Here is a 14,428-nt window from a genome sequence, read left to right on the forward strand (position 1 = left end):
CGTCCGCGTCCGCGTCCGCGTCCGTGCCTGCGTCCGGGTCCGTGCCCGTGCCCGTCGCGACGGACCGGCGACGACGTGCCTGCGTGCTGCCCAGCAGCACCCCGCCCAGGACCAGCGCTCCCCATGCCAGCTCGGTCACGCTCGTGCGCTCGCCCAGCAGCAGGAACGACGCCCCGATCCCGACGACAGGCACCAGCATCGAGAACGGCGCGACGGTGCTCGACGGGTGCCGACCCATCAGGCCCGTCCAGAGCACGCCGCCTCCGAGGGTCGCGACGATGACGGTGTACACCAGGCCCACGAGCGCCAGCAGGCCCCGCGTGCTGGTCAGGCCGGTGAACGCGTCGCTGATCTGCGCCGGACCCTCCACGGCGAGGGAGAGCGCGAGCATCGGCAGCGGTGGCACGACCGACATCCACAGCAGCAGCCGGATGGGCTCGTGCGGGCTCGCCTGCATCGCCTTGCGGCTGCCGAGGTTCCCGATCGCCCAGCCCAGCCCGGCCGCGAGCGTCAGCAGGACGGGGACGAGCGTGGCGCCGCCGGCCAGACCTGCGCGGTGCGCGGCGATGCCACCCAGGCCTGCCACCGCCACGAGGATGCCCAGACCCTGCCGAGCGGTCAGCCGTTCGCGCAGGAACGTCGCGGCCAGCACGACCGTGAAGGGTGCCGACGACTGCAGGACCAGCGACGCCAGCCCCGTCGGCATCCCGTTCGCCATGGCCAGGTACAGGAACACGAACTGCAGGACGCCGAACCCGACCCCGTACAGCAGGATCCAGCGCCAGGGTGCCGAGGGTCGCGGGACCAGCAGCAGCGTCGGGACGGCCAGGATCGCGAACCGCAGCGCGACGAGGAAGAACGGCGGGAACTGCTGCAGCGACAGGTGGATGGCCGTGAAGTTGAGACCCCAGAGCACGGCGACGAGCACGGCGAGCAGGCGGTCGCGGGTGGCCATGGAACGAGTCTCGGTCCGGTCTGCAGTTCAGCACCAGCGCAAGATCCTTATCCGACGATGTAGCGTTCCTACATGGACGCCCGCGCACTCGAGACGCTCCGGACCGTCGGGTCGCAGGGGGGCGTGACCGCCGCAGCGGCGGTCCTGCACCTCACGCCGTCCGCGGTCTCGCAGCAGGTGGCCGTGCTGCAGCGCGAGGTCGGCGTCCCCCTCACGGAGCGCGTCGGACGCGGCCTGCGGCTCACGCCCGCCGGCGAGGCGTTGGCGGTGGCCGGGCTCGACGTGGCAGTGGCCCTGGAACGGGCTCAGGCGGCCTGTGACGCCTTCCTGGAGCGTCCGAAGGGGACGGTGAGGGTCTCGGCGTTCCAGAGCGGTGCTGAGCTGCTCCTGCCCGGCCTGCTCACGCGCGTCGGCCGGCTCGGCGGCATCACGCTGGAGTGCACCGACGAGGACGTCGCCCAGGAGGACTTCGCCGCGCTGACCGACCGGATCGACATCGTCGTCGCCCACCGGCCGGAGGGCTCGCCCGGCTGGCCCGGGGTGCGCGTCGTCCCGTTGCTGCGCGAACCCCTCGACGTCGCGGTCGCGCTCGACCACCCGCTCGCGGGGCGCACCGCGGTCGAGCCGGCCGACCTGGCCGACGCCGACTGGATCTCCGTCCGGGTCGGCTTCCCGATCGCCGCGCTCGTCACCGAGGTCGCCACCCGCGCGGGCACGGAGAGCGCGGGGACGGCGCCGCGCATCGTGCACCGGGTCAACGACTTCCACGTGGTCGAGGCTCTCGTCGGCGCCGGCCACGGGATCTCGCTGCTGCCGCGCTACACGTTCGGCGGCAGCACCCGTATCCGGCTCCTGCCGTTGGAGGGCGTGCGCGCGGGCCGTCGGATCGACGCGCTCCTGCGTCGCGACCGTTTCGAGCGCGTCGTCGTGCGTCGCGTTCTGCACGAGCTGCAGACGCTGGCGGGCGAGATCGCCCCGGCACCCTGAGACGCCCGCCGAGGTTCCATCACCGGGCCCCAGCTCGAGACCTGCTCCGACCCTGCTTCGGCCCTGCTCGCCCCGTGCCGCGCCTGCTTCCGCCCCGCTTCCGCCCTGCTTCCGCCCTGCTTCCTCCGTGCTCCACGCCCGTCCGGGTGAGCGACGGGTGATGTCCTGAAATGTGGGCTGGCGTCCGATTCGGCGGGCCGGTACGGTCCTGCCGTGACCCAGACGTCGGACGCTCCCACGCAGCAGCTCCCCGTCGTGCGCACCGCCGGCCAGCGCCGGCTCGACGACCCTCGGGGGTACGTGTCGATGGAGGTGCTCGAGGCCACGCGTGCGGGCCTGACGGGGTTGTCCGACCACGCCCCACGCCAGCTCACGGGCGTGGTCCCACCGGTCCCGGAGCTCGGCCGCACGCTCTGAGCGGTCCTCCGCATGGCGGCGGGTCGCGCGGGGCGCGGCGGTCCCTCGGGACGAGGCAGTCGCTCGGGTCGAGCCCGTGCCGTGCGGCCTCAGGGCAGCAGGACCAGCTTGCCGTGCACGTGCCCGGTGAGGCCGTCGGCGTGCGCCTTCGCGGCGTCCTCCAATGCGTACGTCTGGGCGACGCGCACGTCCAGGGTGCCGTCGGAGGCGAGCTCGGCCAGCTGGGCGCGGGCCGCCTCCCGCACGAGGGTCCCGGGGTCGGCACCCGGACCCCCGCCCAGCGCACGGATGCCCAGCTCGCCGGCTCGTCGGAACCCGGCGATCGTCGCGATGCGCTGGCGGTCCTCGACGACGGCGACCGAGGTGTCGAGCGCCTCGTCGGTACCGACGGTGTCGATCGCGACACTGATCGGGCCCGTCGTGCGGACCACGTCGCGCAGACGGTCCAGGAGGCCCTCGCCGTAGGCGACGGGGATCGCGCCCAGGGTGCGCAGGTCGTCGTGGTGGTTCGGGGACGCAGTCGCGACGACCTGCGCCCCGCGGAGCACCGCGAGCTGCACCACCATCCGGCCGACACCACCGGAGCCGCCGTGCACGAGGACGACGTCACCGTCGTGCGTCCCGGTCGCCGAGAGCGTGTGCACGGCCGTGGCGCCCGTGAGCAACAGGCCTGACGCGGGGGCCCAGTCGAGGTTGGACGGCCGACGGACGGTCACCTGCTCGGACGCGACGATCCGGTCGGCGTACCCGCCGTCGACGCGCCAGGCGATGACCTCGTCGCCCGGCGACAGCCACCGCACCGACGGGCCTACGGCGCTGACGACCCCCGAGACCTCGTACCCGAGGCGCATCGGAAGCTGGTTGGGGTCGGTGGTGAACGCGCCGGAGTACCGCTTCCAGTCGATCGCGTTGACCGCGGCCGCCCGGACGTCGATCAGGACGTTGCCCGGTCCGGGCTCCGAGGTGTCGACGTCGACCACACGGAGAACTTCGGGGCCGCCGTACGCGGACGCGACGACGGCTCTGCTGCTGACTGCCACGGCCTCAGAGTGCACCCGCGTGCCGCCCTTGACCAGCACGGGCCGATGAGAAAACCCTTACGAGCCGAACAGCCGGCCGAGGTAGGGGCTGCTGAAGACGCCGTCGGGGTCCGCCTGCGTCCGGACCCGCTGCGCGTCCGCGAACCGCGGGTAGAGCTCGCCCAGGCGCTCTGCCTCGAGCCAGTGCATCTTGCCCCAGTGCGGACGGCCCCCGACGGCGGCGACGATCTTCTCGACCGCGCGGAAATAGGCCTCGAACGGCAGGCGGATGTACTGGTGGACGGCGATGTAGGCGGTCTCGCGGCCGTGGGCGGTCGACAGCCACAGGTCGTCGGCCGCCGCGAAGCGGATCTCGACCGGGAACGGCACGCGCTGCCCGGACGCCTCCAGCCAGCGGTCGATCTCGGTCAGGACCGGGACGAGCTGGGCGCGCGGGACCGCGTACTCCATCTCGCGGAAGCGCACGCGGCGAGGGCTGACGAACACCTCGGGCGCGGGTGCGACGAAACGGCGCGAGCTCAGGGCCCGGGCGGCCAGACCGTTGATCCCGGCGGTGGTCTTCGGCGCGATCGTCGCCAGGGCGTTGGTCACGGAGAACAGACCGTTCGACAGCAGCTCGTCGTCGAGCCAGCCGCGGACCGGGTTCAGTGGCTTCTCGACCTCGTCGGGAACCCTGTTGTTCCGCTTGGTCAGAGCGCGGCGCGTGTGCGGGAACCAGTAGAACTCGAAGTGGTCGTTGCCGTCGACGAGCCCGTCGGGTCCGTCGAGCCGCTCCAGGACCCGGTCGAGGGCCCACGGCTCCTCGACGGCCTCGAGCTTGAACGCCGGCACGACCTCGAGGGTGACCGCCGAGAGGACGCCGACGCTGCCGAGGCCGAGGCGCGCCAGCTCGAACATCTCCGGGTTGAGCTCGGGACTGGTCTCGAGAACTTCACCCTTCGCGGTGACGATCCGGGCGCCGACGACCTGCGTCGCGAGACCACCCAGGCCGGCTCCGGTACCGTGCGTCCCGGTCGAGATCGCCCCGGCGATCGACTGCTTGTCGATGTCACCGAGGTTCCGCATACCGAGCTCGCGGGCCGCCAGCTCAGCGTTCAGGGCCCCGAGCCGGATGCCCGCCCCGACGGTGACGTGCGTCGTGCCGTCCTCCTGGGGCGCGACACGCTCGAACGCGTTCAGCCGATCGAGGTGCAGGTGGATGCCGTCGGACGCTGCCACGGGGGTGAAAGAGTGCCCGGCCCCGACCGCCCGTACCTGGAGGCCCTCGCTCGCCCCGTTTCGCACGGTTTCGGCGAGTTCGTCCTGGTCAGCAGGGTGCACGACACGCTGCGGCGTCGCGGAGGCGGTGCGCGCCCAGTTACGCCACGGTGCGGTGTCGGACAGTTGTCCCATGAGATAGAGGGTCCTATTGGTCAACCGTCCAAGTCAAGTGCGCCTGGTCCTTGACTATCGTCACGATGGATATTGAACTGTGCACTGGGGAGGCGTCGGCCTCACCACCGGTGACCAGACCGGCCGGTGGGGCCGTCGTTCGAGGGAGGGGACCTTCGTGAATCGTTTGCCAGTAGCCGAGAGACGTGAACAGCTCATCGAGGCCGCGCTGACCGTCGCGAGCCGGGACGGCATCGACGCCGCCACCGTGCGAGCGGTCGCGGCCGAGGCCGGCGTCTCGCTCGGCGTCGTCCACTACTGCTTCCAGGACAAGGACGAGCTGCTGCGGGCGATGGCGCACGCCATCACCTCGGCCAACCTCGAGCGCAGCCTGGGGGAGTTCCCGCCCGACGCCGGCGTGTCCGAGATCATCGACGGGACGATCGACGCGCTCTGGGACGGGATCAAGGACTCGAGGGGCGCGCAGCTCCTGAGCTACGAGCTCACGACCTCGTCGCTGCGCCACCCCGAGCTCAACCAGGTCGCCATCGAGCAGTACCGCGGGCAGTGGGCTGCGGCCGAGCAGGTGCTGCGCGGGGTCGAGCAGGCCGCCAACGTGACCTTCACCGTTCCTCTCGAGACCCTCGCCCGCACCGTCGTCGCGGTCGTCGACGGCTACTCGCTGGCCTGGCTCGTGGACGGTGACGAGACCAAGGCCCGCGAGGGCATGCACGGCTTCGGTCGGTTCCTCCTGTCGACGACGGTCGCCAACCCGGTCGGTGGCCTCGACGAGCTCCTCGGCACCGGCGACGAGGCCCTGCCCGCGTGAGCGAGGTGGTCCCGGCGACACCGGTGGCGTCAGCTCGCCGGGCACGCGTCGCCGTGTCCCTGGGCTTCGGCGCCCAGGGGTTCGTCTTCGCGATGATCCTGACCAGCCTGGACGTGTTCAAGGACAGGTACGGGATCGAGGACGGGACCATCGCGTTCGTCATCCTGGGTGTCTGCGTCATGGCCGGCGTGGGGACGGTGGTCGCCGACCGCGTCGCACGCTCGACCGCCGGCTCACGCGGGGTGCTCGTCCGAGGTCTGGTCGTCGTCGCGGCGGCCGTGGCGCTCGTCGCGGTGTCCCCCACCTTCGCCGTGCTGGCGGCGGGGTTCGCCGTGTACGGGGTCGGCCTCGGCATGGTCGACTCCGGCACCAACATGCAGGCCGTGAGCATCCAGCGTGCCTACGGTCGCTCGCTCCTGACCGGCTTCTACGCCTCGTGGTCGGCCGGGGGGATCCTCGGCTCCGTCATGGTGGCGGTCGCCACCGGGCGCATCTCCGCCGACCCGATCGGCTGGACGCTCCTCGTCGGCACGGTCGTCGCTGTCGGTGTCTGCCTGATCGTGCGTAGATCCGCCTGGCGGGAGCAGTCCGACCCGGTGCCCTTCTCGGTCGACGCGGCGCTCGCGGACACGGAGGCCGCGCAGGACGCCCGCAAGCCCGTCATCCCCTGGGGACCGCTGCTGATCCTCGGGCTCGGCGTCGTCGCCTACTACGTCAACGACCAGGCGATCTCGACCTGGAGCCCGATCTTCATGCACGAGGTGCTGGGTGAGACCGGCACCCTGACCAAGCTCGGCTACGCGGCCTACCTGGCGATGACGCTGGTGTCCCGGCTCGCCGGTGACCCGTGCGTCCGGCGCTGGGGTCGTGTCCGGGTCGTGCGGGTCGCGGCCCTGGTCGGCGCGGTCGGACTGGTCCTGGTGCTCACGGCGCACGCGCCCGCGCAGGCCGTGCTCGGGTTCGCGGTGGCCGGCGCCGGTCTCGGGCTGATCGCTCCGCTGTGCTTCTCGTCGGCCGGCCTGCTCGCCCCCGGCCACGCCGACGCGGTCATCGCCCGGCTCAACGGCTTCAACTACCTTGGAGCGGTCCTCGGCGGCGTCTTCGTCGGGTTCATCGGCACCGCGTCCAGCCTGCGCTGGGGGTTCCTGGTGCCGGTCGTCCTGGTCCTCGCGGTCGCCGTCCTCGCCGGCCGGTTCGGTGTCGTGCAGCACGCGAAGACCCCCTTGTCGGCAGGAGCCTCGGCATGAGCCTCACCATCGGCGCACGGCTCGACCAGGCGACCCAAGGGCTTCCCGCGCCCCTGGCGGTCGTCGACCTCGACGCTCTCGACGCCAACGCGACCGACCTGGTCCGACGAGCCGCCGGCACCCCCATCCGGGTCGCCAGCAAGTCCGTGCGGGTCCGGGCCGTCCTGCAGCGCGTCCTGGCGCGCGACGGCTTCGCGGGCGTCATGGCCTACTCGCTGCGCGAGGCGCTCTGGCTGGTCTCCCAGGGCGTCGACGACATCCTGATGGGCTACCCGACCGTCGACACGGACGCGATCGCCAAGCTCGCCGCCGATCCCGCCGCGGTCGCGGCGGTCACGCTCATGGTCGACGACGTGGCTCAGGTCGACCTCGCCGCGCGCGCGGCGGCCGACCACGGGGTCACGGTGCGCCTCTGCCTGGACGTCGACGCGTCGCTCCGGGTGAAGATCGGGCCGCTGGCCGCCCATCTCGGCGTCCGCCGCTCTCCCGTGCACTCCGCGTCCGACGCCGGCGCGCTGGCCGCAGCCATCGCCGCTCGACCGGGCGTCGACGTCGTCGGGGTCATGTTCTACGAGGCCCAGGTGGCCGGTCTGCCGGACTCCAGCGCCGCCGTCCGCGCGGTCAAACGGCTCTCGATCGCCGACCTCGCCTCCCGTCGCGCCGCCGTGGTCGCCGCGGTGCAGGACGCCGTCGGCCACGACCTGGAGCTCGTCAACTCCGGTGGCTCCGGCTCCGTGGCGTCCAGCGCGGCCGACCCGGCCGTCACCGAGGTCACCGCCGGCTCGGGCCTGTTCGTGCCCACGCTCTTCGACTCCTACCGCTCGTTCACGCCCCGCCCGGCTGCGTTCTTCGGGCTCGACGTGGTGCGCATCCCGGCGGCCGGTTTCGCGACGGCGTTCGGTGGCGGCTACATCGCGTCCGGCCCGGCGACGAAGTCGCGGCAGCCGCGACCCGTCTGGCCGGGTGGGCTGTCGCTGACCAGCCGCGAGGGCGCCGGTGAGGTGCAGACCCCGCTGCGCCTGTCGGGCGACGTCGATCTGCGCGTCGGTGACCGGGTCTGGTTCCGGCACGCGAAGTCCGGTGAGGTCATGGAGCGCTTCGAGTCGGTGCACCTGGTCCGCGGCACGACGGTCGAGGCAACCGTCCCGACCTACCGAGGCGAGTCCCACACCTTCGGCTGAGCACCAGCTGCCGCTGGTCGAAACGCCGACGTCCGCACTCGATGGCCCTATGACCCCCACGAGCGCGGACGCCACGGAGGCTGGACGCGCAACGTCCGCGTTGGTGAGGCCTATGACCCCCACGAGTGCGGACGTTCGGGGATCGGCGGTGGCGCCTCGTCGCCAATGTCCTTGGAGCTTGCGTCGGGCGGCGTGTCGCGCCGGTAGCCTTGCCGCGTGACCCTGCGCCTCTTCGACACCGCGACCCGGACGGTGCGTGACTTCGTACCGCTCGTTCCCGGCGAGGTCGGCGTCTACCTGTGCGGGGCCACCGTGCAGTCGCCGCCCCACATCGGTCACCTGAGGTCAGCCGTCGCGTTCGACGTGCTCGTCCGCTGGCTGCGCCGGTCGGGCAACCGCGTGACGCTGATCCGCAACGTCACCGACATCGACGACAAGATCCTGGCCAAGGCCGCCGACGCGGGCGAACCGTGGTGGGCCTGGGCCATGCTCAACGAGCGCGCGTTCAACGACGGCTACGACGCCCTCGGCGTCCTGCCGCCCAGCTACGAGCCGCGTGCCACGGGCCACGTGCCCGCGATGATCGAGCTGATGACCCGTCTCGTCGAGAAGGGCCATGCGTACTCGACGAGCCCGGGGAACGTGTGGTTCGACGTCCGCAGCTACACGGAGTACGGCGCGCTGACCAACCAGCGGGTCGAGGACATGATCCCGGCGCCCGACGGCACGGTCGGCGACGACGCCAAGCGGGACCAGCGCGACTTCGCGCTCTGGAAGGCCGCCAAGCCGGGGGAGCCCGAGACCGCCAGCTGGGACACGCCGTTCGGGCGCGGCCGGCCGGGTTGGCACCTCGAGTGCTCGGCGATGGCGCAGCGCTACCTCGGCGACACCTTCGACATCCACGGCGGCGGTCTCGACCTGCGGTTCCCGCACCACGAGAACGAGCAGGCCCAGTCGCGCGCGGCCGGGTACGGGTTCGCGCAGTACTGGCTGCACAACGGCTGGGTCACCCAGGGTGGCGCCAAGATGAGCAAGTCGCTCGGCAACGGGTTGCTGGTCACCGCGGTGCTCGCCAAGGAGCGCCCCGCGGTGCTGCGGTACGCGATGACGGCGGTGCAGTACAGCTCGATGCTCGAGTGGTCCGACGACACGCTGCGTGAGGCCGAGGCCACCTGGGACCGGCTCGCGGGCTTCGTCGAGCGGGCCACCGAGAAGGTCGGCGTGGTCGACGACGCCGAGGTCGCCACCGCCGAGCTGCCCGCCGAGTTCGTCGCGGCGATGGACGACGACCTCAACGTTCCCGCCGCTCTGGCGGTCGTGCACGAGCACCTGCGCACCGGAAACTCGGCGCTGGCCAAGGCCGATGCGACCGAGGCCCGTGAGTCGATGGTCGCCCTTCGTGCGATGCTCGACGTGCTCGGCCTCGATCCGGCGGGCGCGCACTGGCGTGCGACGGCAGGCGACGAGCGCTACGTCCGGGCGCTGGAGTCGGTGGTCTCCGCCGAGCTCGAGGCGCGTGCGCAGGCCCGCGCGGCCCGTGACTTCACCACCTCGGACGCGATCCGTGACCGCCTCGCAGCGGCCGGCGTCGTCGTCGAGGACTCGTCCTCCGGAGCGCGCTGGTCACTCGCCGCGCGCGCCGACCTCGACGGCTGACGGCCGCCGACCCCCAGCTTCAGAACAAAGGAACACAGCATGGCTGGCAACTCCTCCCGTCGCGGGGCCACCCGCAAGGCCGGGTCCAAGAAGGTCGCCTCCGCGGGCACCGGCGGCAAGAACCGCCGTTCGCTGGAAGGTCGAGGCCCGACGCCCAAGGCCGAGGACCGCGAGTACCACCCGGCGCACAAGGCCAAGATCGCGGCCGAGCGGCGTGCCGTCGCCGGCACCCGTGGCACCTCCGGGCGGCAGTCGGCGGGCGCGTCCCGCAGCGCGGCCGGGTCCAAGGGCGGGCGGAAGAGCTCGACCCACGAGATCGTGTCCGGTCGCAACAGCGTGGTCGAGGCGCTGCGCGCGGGGATCCCGGTGTCGACGGTGTACATCGCCTCCCGGCTGGAGGCCGACGACCGGACGCGCGAGATCATCGCCGCGGCGGGCAACTCGAACTACCCCCTGCTCGAGGTCAGCCGCAGCGAGCTCGACCGGCTCACCGACGGCTCGGTCCACCAGGGCGTCGCCATCCAGGTCCCGCCGTACGAGTACGCCGACGACGACGACCTCCTCGACGCGGCCGCGGAGTCGGACCGGGCGGCGCTGATCGTCGCCCTCGACGGGGTGACCGACCCGCGCAACCTCGGTGCGGTCCTGCGGTCCGCCGGGGCGTTCGGTGCGCACGGCGTCCTCGTGCCCGAGCGGCGCGCCGCCGGCGTCACCGCGTCGGCGTGGAAGGTGTCCGCGGGCGCGGCCGCGCGCGTGCCCGTCGCCCGCGTGACCAACCTGGTGCGCACCCTGCAGGGCCTCAAGCAGGCGGGCGTGTTCGTCGTCGGCCTGGACGGCGGCGGTGACACCACGATCACCGAGCTGCCGTACGCCACCGACCCGCTGGTCCTCGTCGTCGGCTCGGAGGGCAAGGGGCTGTCGCGCCTCGTCCGCGAGCAGTGCGACGCCATCGCCTCGATCCCGATCACGAGCTCGGTCGAGTCGCTGAACGCCGGCGTCGCCGCAGGGATCGCCCTCTACGAGGTGGCCCGCCAGCGCGCGATCTGACGCCGCCCGGCAGTCAGCGTGTCGTGGGCGTGAGCGCTCGGAGCCGGTCGCCCAGCTCGTTCGCGAAGAACTCCAGGAAGCCGTCGGGGTCCGGTCCCGCGTTCTGGGTCACCAGGTGGTCGAACCCGGCGTCCACGAACTGCTGAGCCACCCGGACGTGCTCCTCGACGTCCGGTCCGCAGGCGAACTGCGCCGTCACGTCCTCCTTCGTCACGGTCTGCGACGCGGCCTCGAAGTTGACGGGGTTCGGCAGCTCGCTGAGCACCTTCCAGCCACCGGTGAGGATGAACCGGTTCTTCTCGAGGACCGCCTGTACCGCCGTGTCGGCGTCGGGCGCCCAGGCCAGCGGGATCTCCGCGTACCGCGGTCCGGCGCCGGTGAACCCCGCGACGAGCTCGGCCTTCGGCTCGATCGCGAACAGGCCGTCGCCGAGCTCGTTGGCGATCCGCAGGGATGCCGACCCGCTGACCGCCACGCAGATGTCGGGCAGGCGCTCGGGCAGGTCGAAGATCCGCGCGTCGTCGATCTGCAGGTGGGCACCCTCGTACGACCGGTACCCGCCCTGCCAGAGGAGCCGGATGATCTCGAGCGCCTCCCGGAACGCCTGATGCCGCTTGCGGATGGTCGGGAAGGTCGTCCCGACGACGTGCTCGTTCAGCCGTTCGCCCGCACCGACCCCGAGCGTGAAGCGGCCCTCGGACAGGATCTGCAGGGTGGCCGCGGACTGGGCGACCACGGCGGGGTGGTACCGGAACGACGGGCACGTCACGCCGGTCACCAGGCCGACGCGCTGCGTCTTGGCGGCGATCGTCGGCAGGAGGACCCAGGTGCTGGCGCTGTGCCCCTGGCTCTCCAGCCACGGGTGGAAGTGGTCGCTCGACTCGACGAAGTCGAAGCCCGCCTCCTCGGCGGCGACCGCCTGACGGACGAGCTCCTGCGGGCCGAATCCCTCGGTGGACAGCTTGTAGCCGATCTTCACGTGTGCTCCCGGTGAGCGATCTCTGGTGACGAGCTCCCGGGCACGAGGACGGTCGTGCGTTCTGCAGGCTGGGACCACGCTAAGAGGGTCCGGGAAGCCCGGCAAACGGTGCGGGCTCAGGATGCCGAGCCACAGGCCGCACAGCAGGAGACGTCACGGACAGCGCCCCGCCGACGTTCGGAGGGAGCAAGCCTCAGCCCAGCAGCGGGTCGTCCTGCGCGACGCGCGGGATCTCGCCGGTGTCGGGCACCTCGCCCGCCTGCACGCCGAGGATCGACTGCTCGTCGGGCCGGCTGGGCAGGATGTCCTGCAGGTAGCTCTTCACGGCCTTCTTCATCGACACGTCGTGCCCGGCCTGCTCGGACAGGTACCAGCGGTGGTCGAGGAGCTCGTGGTAGATCTGCGCCGGCTCCAGCTTGAGGCGCAGGTCGCGCGGGACGGCCCGGACGGCGGGCTCGAACACCTCGGTCAGCCAGTCGTGGGCGACGAACGACTCGTCCTCGCGCTGCCGGTCGGTGGCGGCGCGGTACTCGTCGAGGTCATTGAGCAGCCGGCGCGCCTGGTTCTCCTGCACGTCCAGACCGGTCAGCCGCATGAGGCGCCGGGAGTGGTGACCGGCGTCCACGACCTTCGGCTGGATGACCACGCGGGTGCCGTCCACGTCGGTGGTGATGTCGAGCTCGCCCACGTCGAAACCGAGGTCGTTGAGCCGGTCGATGCGCGCCTGGACCCGCCAGCGGTCCCCGTAGCCGAAGGTCTCGGGCTCGGTCAGGGCACGCCACAGGTCCTCGTACCTCTCGACCAGTGCGTCACCGATCGCCACCGCGTCGACGTCCGCCTCGAGGAAGTCGCCGGCCTGCAGGTCCATGAGCTCGCCGATGATGTTCACGCGGGCGATCTCCAGGTCGTACCCGCGCTGGCCGTCGGAGAGCCGGTCGTGCAGGTCGCCCGTCTCGGCGTCGACGAGGTAGGCGGCGAACATCTCGGCGTCTCGTCGGAAGAGGGTGTTGGACAGCGACACGTCGCCCCAGAAGAAGCCGACCAGGTGGAGCCGCACCAGGAGCACCGCGAGGGCGTCGATCAGGCGCGTGGCGGTGTCGGGCTGCAGGATCTGGCTGAACAGCGCGCGGTACGGCAGCGAGAACGAGAGGTGCTGGGTGATCAGGCACGCCTCGAGCCGGTCCCCGGACGCGTCCGAGCGACCGGTGATGACGCCCACCGGCTCGACGCCCGGCACGTCCAGCCGACGCAGCTGCCGCAGCAGCTCGTACTCGCGGTAGGCAACCGTCTCGCCGATCTCCTTCACCGCGATGACCCGGCCGGACAGCTTGACGAACCGCACGATGTGGCGCGAGATGCCCCGGGGCAGGGCCGCCAGGGTCTCGTCCGGCCAGTCCTCGAGCGGGAGGTGCCACGGGAGGTCGAGCAGCGCCGGGTCCGGCGAGGCCGCGGTGATCTGCAGCGCGTTCATGCGTCCATCATCCCAGCAGTCGCCAACAGCGAAGGAGCGGCCCCGGCAGGAGCCGGGACCGCCCCTCGACGATCACGGTCAGACCGGGATGCGCTCGCCCGAGCCGGCGTGGAACAGGTGGGACTCGCCGGTGCGGATCGCGATGTAGATGGTCTCGCCCTTGGCGGGCACCTGGCGCGGGTCCACGCGGACGATGACCTGCGCGTCGCCGGCACCGGAGTGCACGTCGGCGGCGTGGCCGAACTCGTTGGTCAGCGAGCCGTAGACGAACGCGTCGGAGCCGAGCTCCTCGACGATGTTCACGATGACCGGGATGCCGCCGGGGGTGCCGGAGGGTACGACGTCCACGGACTCGGGGCGGAAGCCGATCGTGATGTGGTTCTTGTCGTCGTCGGTCAGCTGGCCGAGGACGTCACGAGGGATCGGCACGGCGGTCCGGCCCAGGTTGGCACTGCCGTCGAGCACCGGGAACGTGCCGATGTTCATGGCCGGCGAACCGATGAAGCCGGCGACGAACACGTTGGCCGGGGTGTCGTACATGTCCCGCGGGGTGCCGACCTGCTGCAGGAGGCCGTCCTTGAGGACCGCGATGCGGTCGCCCATGGTCAGGGCCTCGGTCTGGTCGTGCGTGACGTAGACGGTCGTGACACCGAGACGACGCTGCAGCGACGCGATCTGCGTGCGGGTCTGGACGCGGAGCTTGGCGTCGAGGTTCGACAGCGGCTCGTCCATGAGGAACACCTGGGGCGAACGCACGATGGCGCGACCCATGGCGACACGCTGACGCTGGCCACCGGAGAGGGCCTTCGGCTTGCGGTCGAGGTACTGCGACAGGTCGAGGATCTTGGCAGCCTCCTCGACGCGCTGACGGATCTCCGCCTTCGGGGTGCCGGCGATCTTGAGCGCGAAGCCCATGTTGTCGGCCACCGTCATGTGCGGGTACAGCGCGTAGTTCTGGAACACCATCGCGATGTCGCGGTCCTTCGGCTGGACGTCTGTGACGTCGCGGTCGCCGATGAGGATGCGGCCGGCGTTGACGTCCTCGAGGCCCGCGAGCATGCGGAGCGAGGTGGACTTGCCGCAGCCCGAGGGGCCGACGAGGACGAGGAACTCGCCGTCCTCGATGTGCAGGTCGAGCGCGTCGACCGCGGGGCGTTCGGTGCCCGGATAGACCCGGGTGGCCTTGTCGAAAGTGACCGTTGCCATGACTGATCAGTCCCTTCACCGGCAGGTACGTGCCGGACGATC

The 14,428-nt window shown here is 71.8% G+C and carries 12 protein-coding genes and 1 pseudogene; 7 read left to right on the forward strand and 6 right to left on the reverse strand.

Annotated elements, in window-relative coordinates; genetic code table 11:
- Nucleotides 1-103 precede the first annotated feature (103 nt).
- Nucleotides 104-955 (reverse strand): annotated as a pseudogene (locus tag I847_RS0117145) (EamA family transporter); the annotation flags it as partial.
- Between the two features lie 72 nt (nucleotides 956-1,027).
- Between I847_RS0117145 and I847_RS0117150 the strand changes: the two are divergent.
- Both I847_RS0117150 and I847_RS24545 read left to right on the forward strand, forming a co-directional pair.
- Nucleotides 1,028-1,942: a LysR family transcriptional regulator gene (locus tag I847_RS0117150; protein ID WP_028050662.1), complete on the forward strand. Its 915-nt coding sequence runs from the start codon at nucleotides 1,028-1,030 to the stop codon at nucleotides 1,940-1,942.
- Between the two features lie 213 nt (nucleotides 1,943-2,155).
- Nucleotides 2,156-2,359 carry a hypothetical protein gene (locus tag I847_RS24545; protein WP_034610811.1) on the forward strand — a complete coding sequence of 68 codons (204 nt, stop codon included), beginning with the start codon at nucleotides 2,156-2,158 and terminating at the stop codon, nucleotides 2,357-2,359.
- Nucleotides 2,360-2,448: 89 nt separating this feature from the next.
- Here I847_RS24545 and I847_RS0117160 read toward each other — a convergent pair whose 3' ends face one another.
- On the reverse strand, nucleotides 2,449-3,399 hold the full coding sequence (locus I847_RS0117160) for an NADP-dependent oxidoreductase (RefSeq protein WP_028050663.1): 951 nt from the start codon (nucleotides 3,397-3,399) through the stop codon (nucleotides 2,449-2,451).
- A 57-nt stretch (nucleotides 3,400-3,456) separates the two neighbouring features.
- Entirely contained in the window at nucleotides 3,457-4,791 is a 1,335-nt protein-coding gene (locus I847_RS0117165; RefSeq protein ID WP_028050664.1) for a D-arabinono-1,4-lactone oxidase, read from the reverse strand.
- Between the two features lie 157 nt (nucleotides 4,792-4,948).
- On the opposite strand from I847_RS0117165, the gene I847_RS24550 reads away from it, so the two are divergent.
- From I847_RS24550 to rlmB, 5 genes are all read left to right on the forward strand, one after another.
- Nucleotides 4,949-5,599 (forward strand): TetR/AcrR family transcriptional regulator, encoded by a 651-nt coding sequence (locus tag I847_RS24550; RefSeq protein WP_034611070.1) that lies wholly within the window; start codon nucleotides 4,949-4,951, stop codon nucleotides 5,597-5,599.
- Nucleotides 5,596-6,846, forward strand: a complete 1,251-nt coding sequence (locus I847_RS24555; protein WP_051275023.1) for an MFS transporter — start codon at nucleotides 5,596-5,598, stop codon at nucleotides 6,844-6,846. Before I847_RS24550 ends, I847_RS24555 begins: the two co-directional genes overlap by 4 nt.
- Complete coding sequence (locus I847_RS0117180; RefSeq protein WP_028050665.1) at nucleotides 6,843-8,027, forward strand: alanine racemase; 1,185 nt, start codon at nucleotides 6,843-6,845, stop codon at nucleotides 8,025-8,027. The genes I847_RS24555 and I847_RS0117180 overlap by 4 nt, the downstream gene beginning before the upstream one ends.
- A gap of 216 nt (nucleotides 8,028-8,243) precedes the next feature.
- The gene (cysS, locus tag I847_RS0117185; protein ID WP_028050666.1) at nucleotides 8,244-9,683 is read left to right on the forward strand and encodes a cysteine--tRNA ligase; all 1,440 of its coding nucleotides are present in this window, start codon (nucleotides 8,244-8,246) and stop codon (nucleotides 9,681-9,683) included.
- Between the two features lie 39 nt (nucleotides 9,684-9,722).
- Nucleotides 9,723-10,730 carry a 23S rRNA (guanosine(2251)-2'-O)-methyltransferase RlmB gene (gene rlmB, locus I847_RS0117190; RefSeq protein WP_028050667.1) on the forward strand — a complete coding sequence of 336 codons (1,008 nt, stop codon included), beginning with the start codon at nucleotides 9,723-9,725 and terminating at the stop codon, nucleotides 10,728-10,730.
- Between the two features lie 13 nt (nucleotides 10,731-10,743).
- On the opposite strand, the gene I847_RS0117195 is transcribed toward rlmB, so the two are convergent.
- The 3 genes from I847_RS0117195 to I847_RS0117205 form a co-directional block, all read right to left on the reverse strand.
- Nucleotides 10,744-11,709, reverse strand: a complete 966-nt coding sequence (locus I847_RS0117195; protein ID WP_028050668.1) for a TIGR03557 family F420-dependent LLM class oxidoreductase — start codon at nucleotides 11,707-11,709, stop codon at nucleotides 10,744-10,746.
- A gap of 193 nt (nucleotides 11,710-11,902) precedes the next feature.
- Nucleotides 11,903-13,180, reverse strand: a complete 1,278-nt coding sequence (locus tag I847_RS0117200) for a DUF4032 domain-containing protein (protein WP_028050669.1) — start codon at nucleotides 13,178-13,180, stop codon at nucleotides 11,903-11,905.
- A 78-nt stretch (nucleotides 13,181-13,258) separates the two neighbouring features.
- Nucleotides 13,259-14,386 (reverse strand): ABC transporter ATP-binding protein, encoded by a 1,128-nt coding sequence (locus I847_RS0117205; protein ID WP_028050670.1) that lies wholly within the window; start codon nucleotides 14,384-14,386, stop codon nucleotides 13,259-13,261.
- Between the last annotated feature and the right edge of the window lie 42 nt (nucleotides 14,387-14,428).

Origin of the sequence: Cellulomonas sp. URHD0024 (assembly GCF_000426185.1) — a bacterium.
Taxonomy (GTDB): Bacteria; Actinomycetota; Actinomycetes; order Actinomycetales; family Cellulomonadaceae; genus Cellulomonas.

Bases quoted from the DNA above. Each gene is read 5' to 3' on its own strand.
- I847_RS0117150 (WP_028050662.1), top strand. From the start codon at position 1,028: ATGGACGCCCGCGCACTCGAGACGCTCCGGACCGTCGGGTCGCAGGGG.
- I847_RS0117165 (WP_028050664.1), bottom strand. From the start codon at position 4,791: ATGGGACAACTGTCCGACACCGCACCGTGGCGTAACTGGGCGCGCACC.
- I847_RS0117180 (WP_028050665.1), top strand. From the start codon at position 6,843: ATGAGCCTCACCATCGGCGCACGGCTCGACCAGGCGACCCAAGGGCTT.
- rlmB (WP_028050667.1), top strand. From the start codon at position 9,723: ATGGCTGGCAACTCCTCCCGTCGCGGGGCCACCCGCAAGGCCGGGTCC.
- I847_RS0117200 (WP_028050669.1), bottom strand. From the start codon at position 13,180: ATGAACGCGCTGCAGATCACCGCGGCCTCGCCGGACCCGGCGCTGCTC.
- I847_RS0117205 (WP_028050670.1), bottom strand. From the start codon at position 14,386: ATGGCAACGGTCACTTTCGACAAGGCCACCCGGGTCTATCCGGGCACC.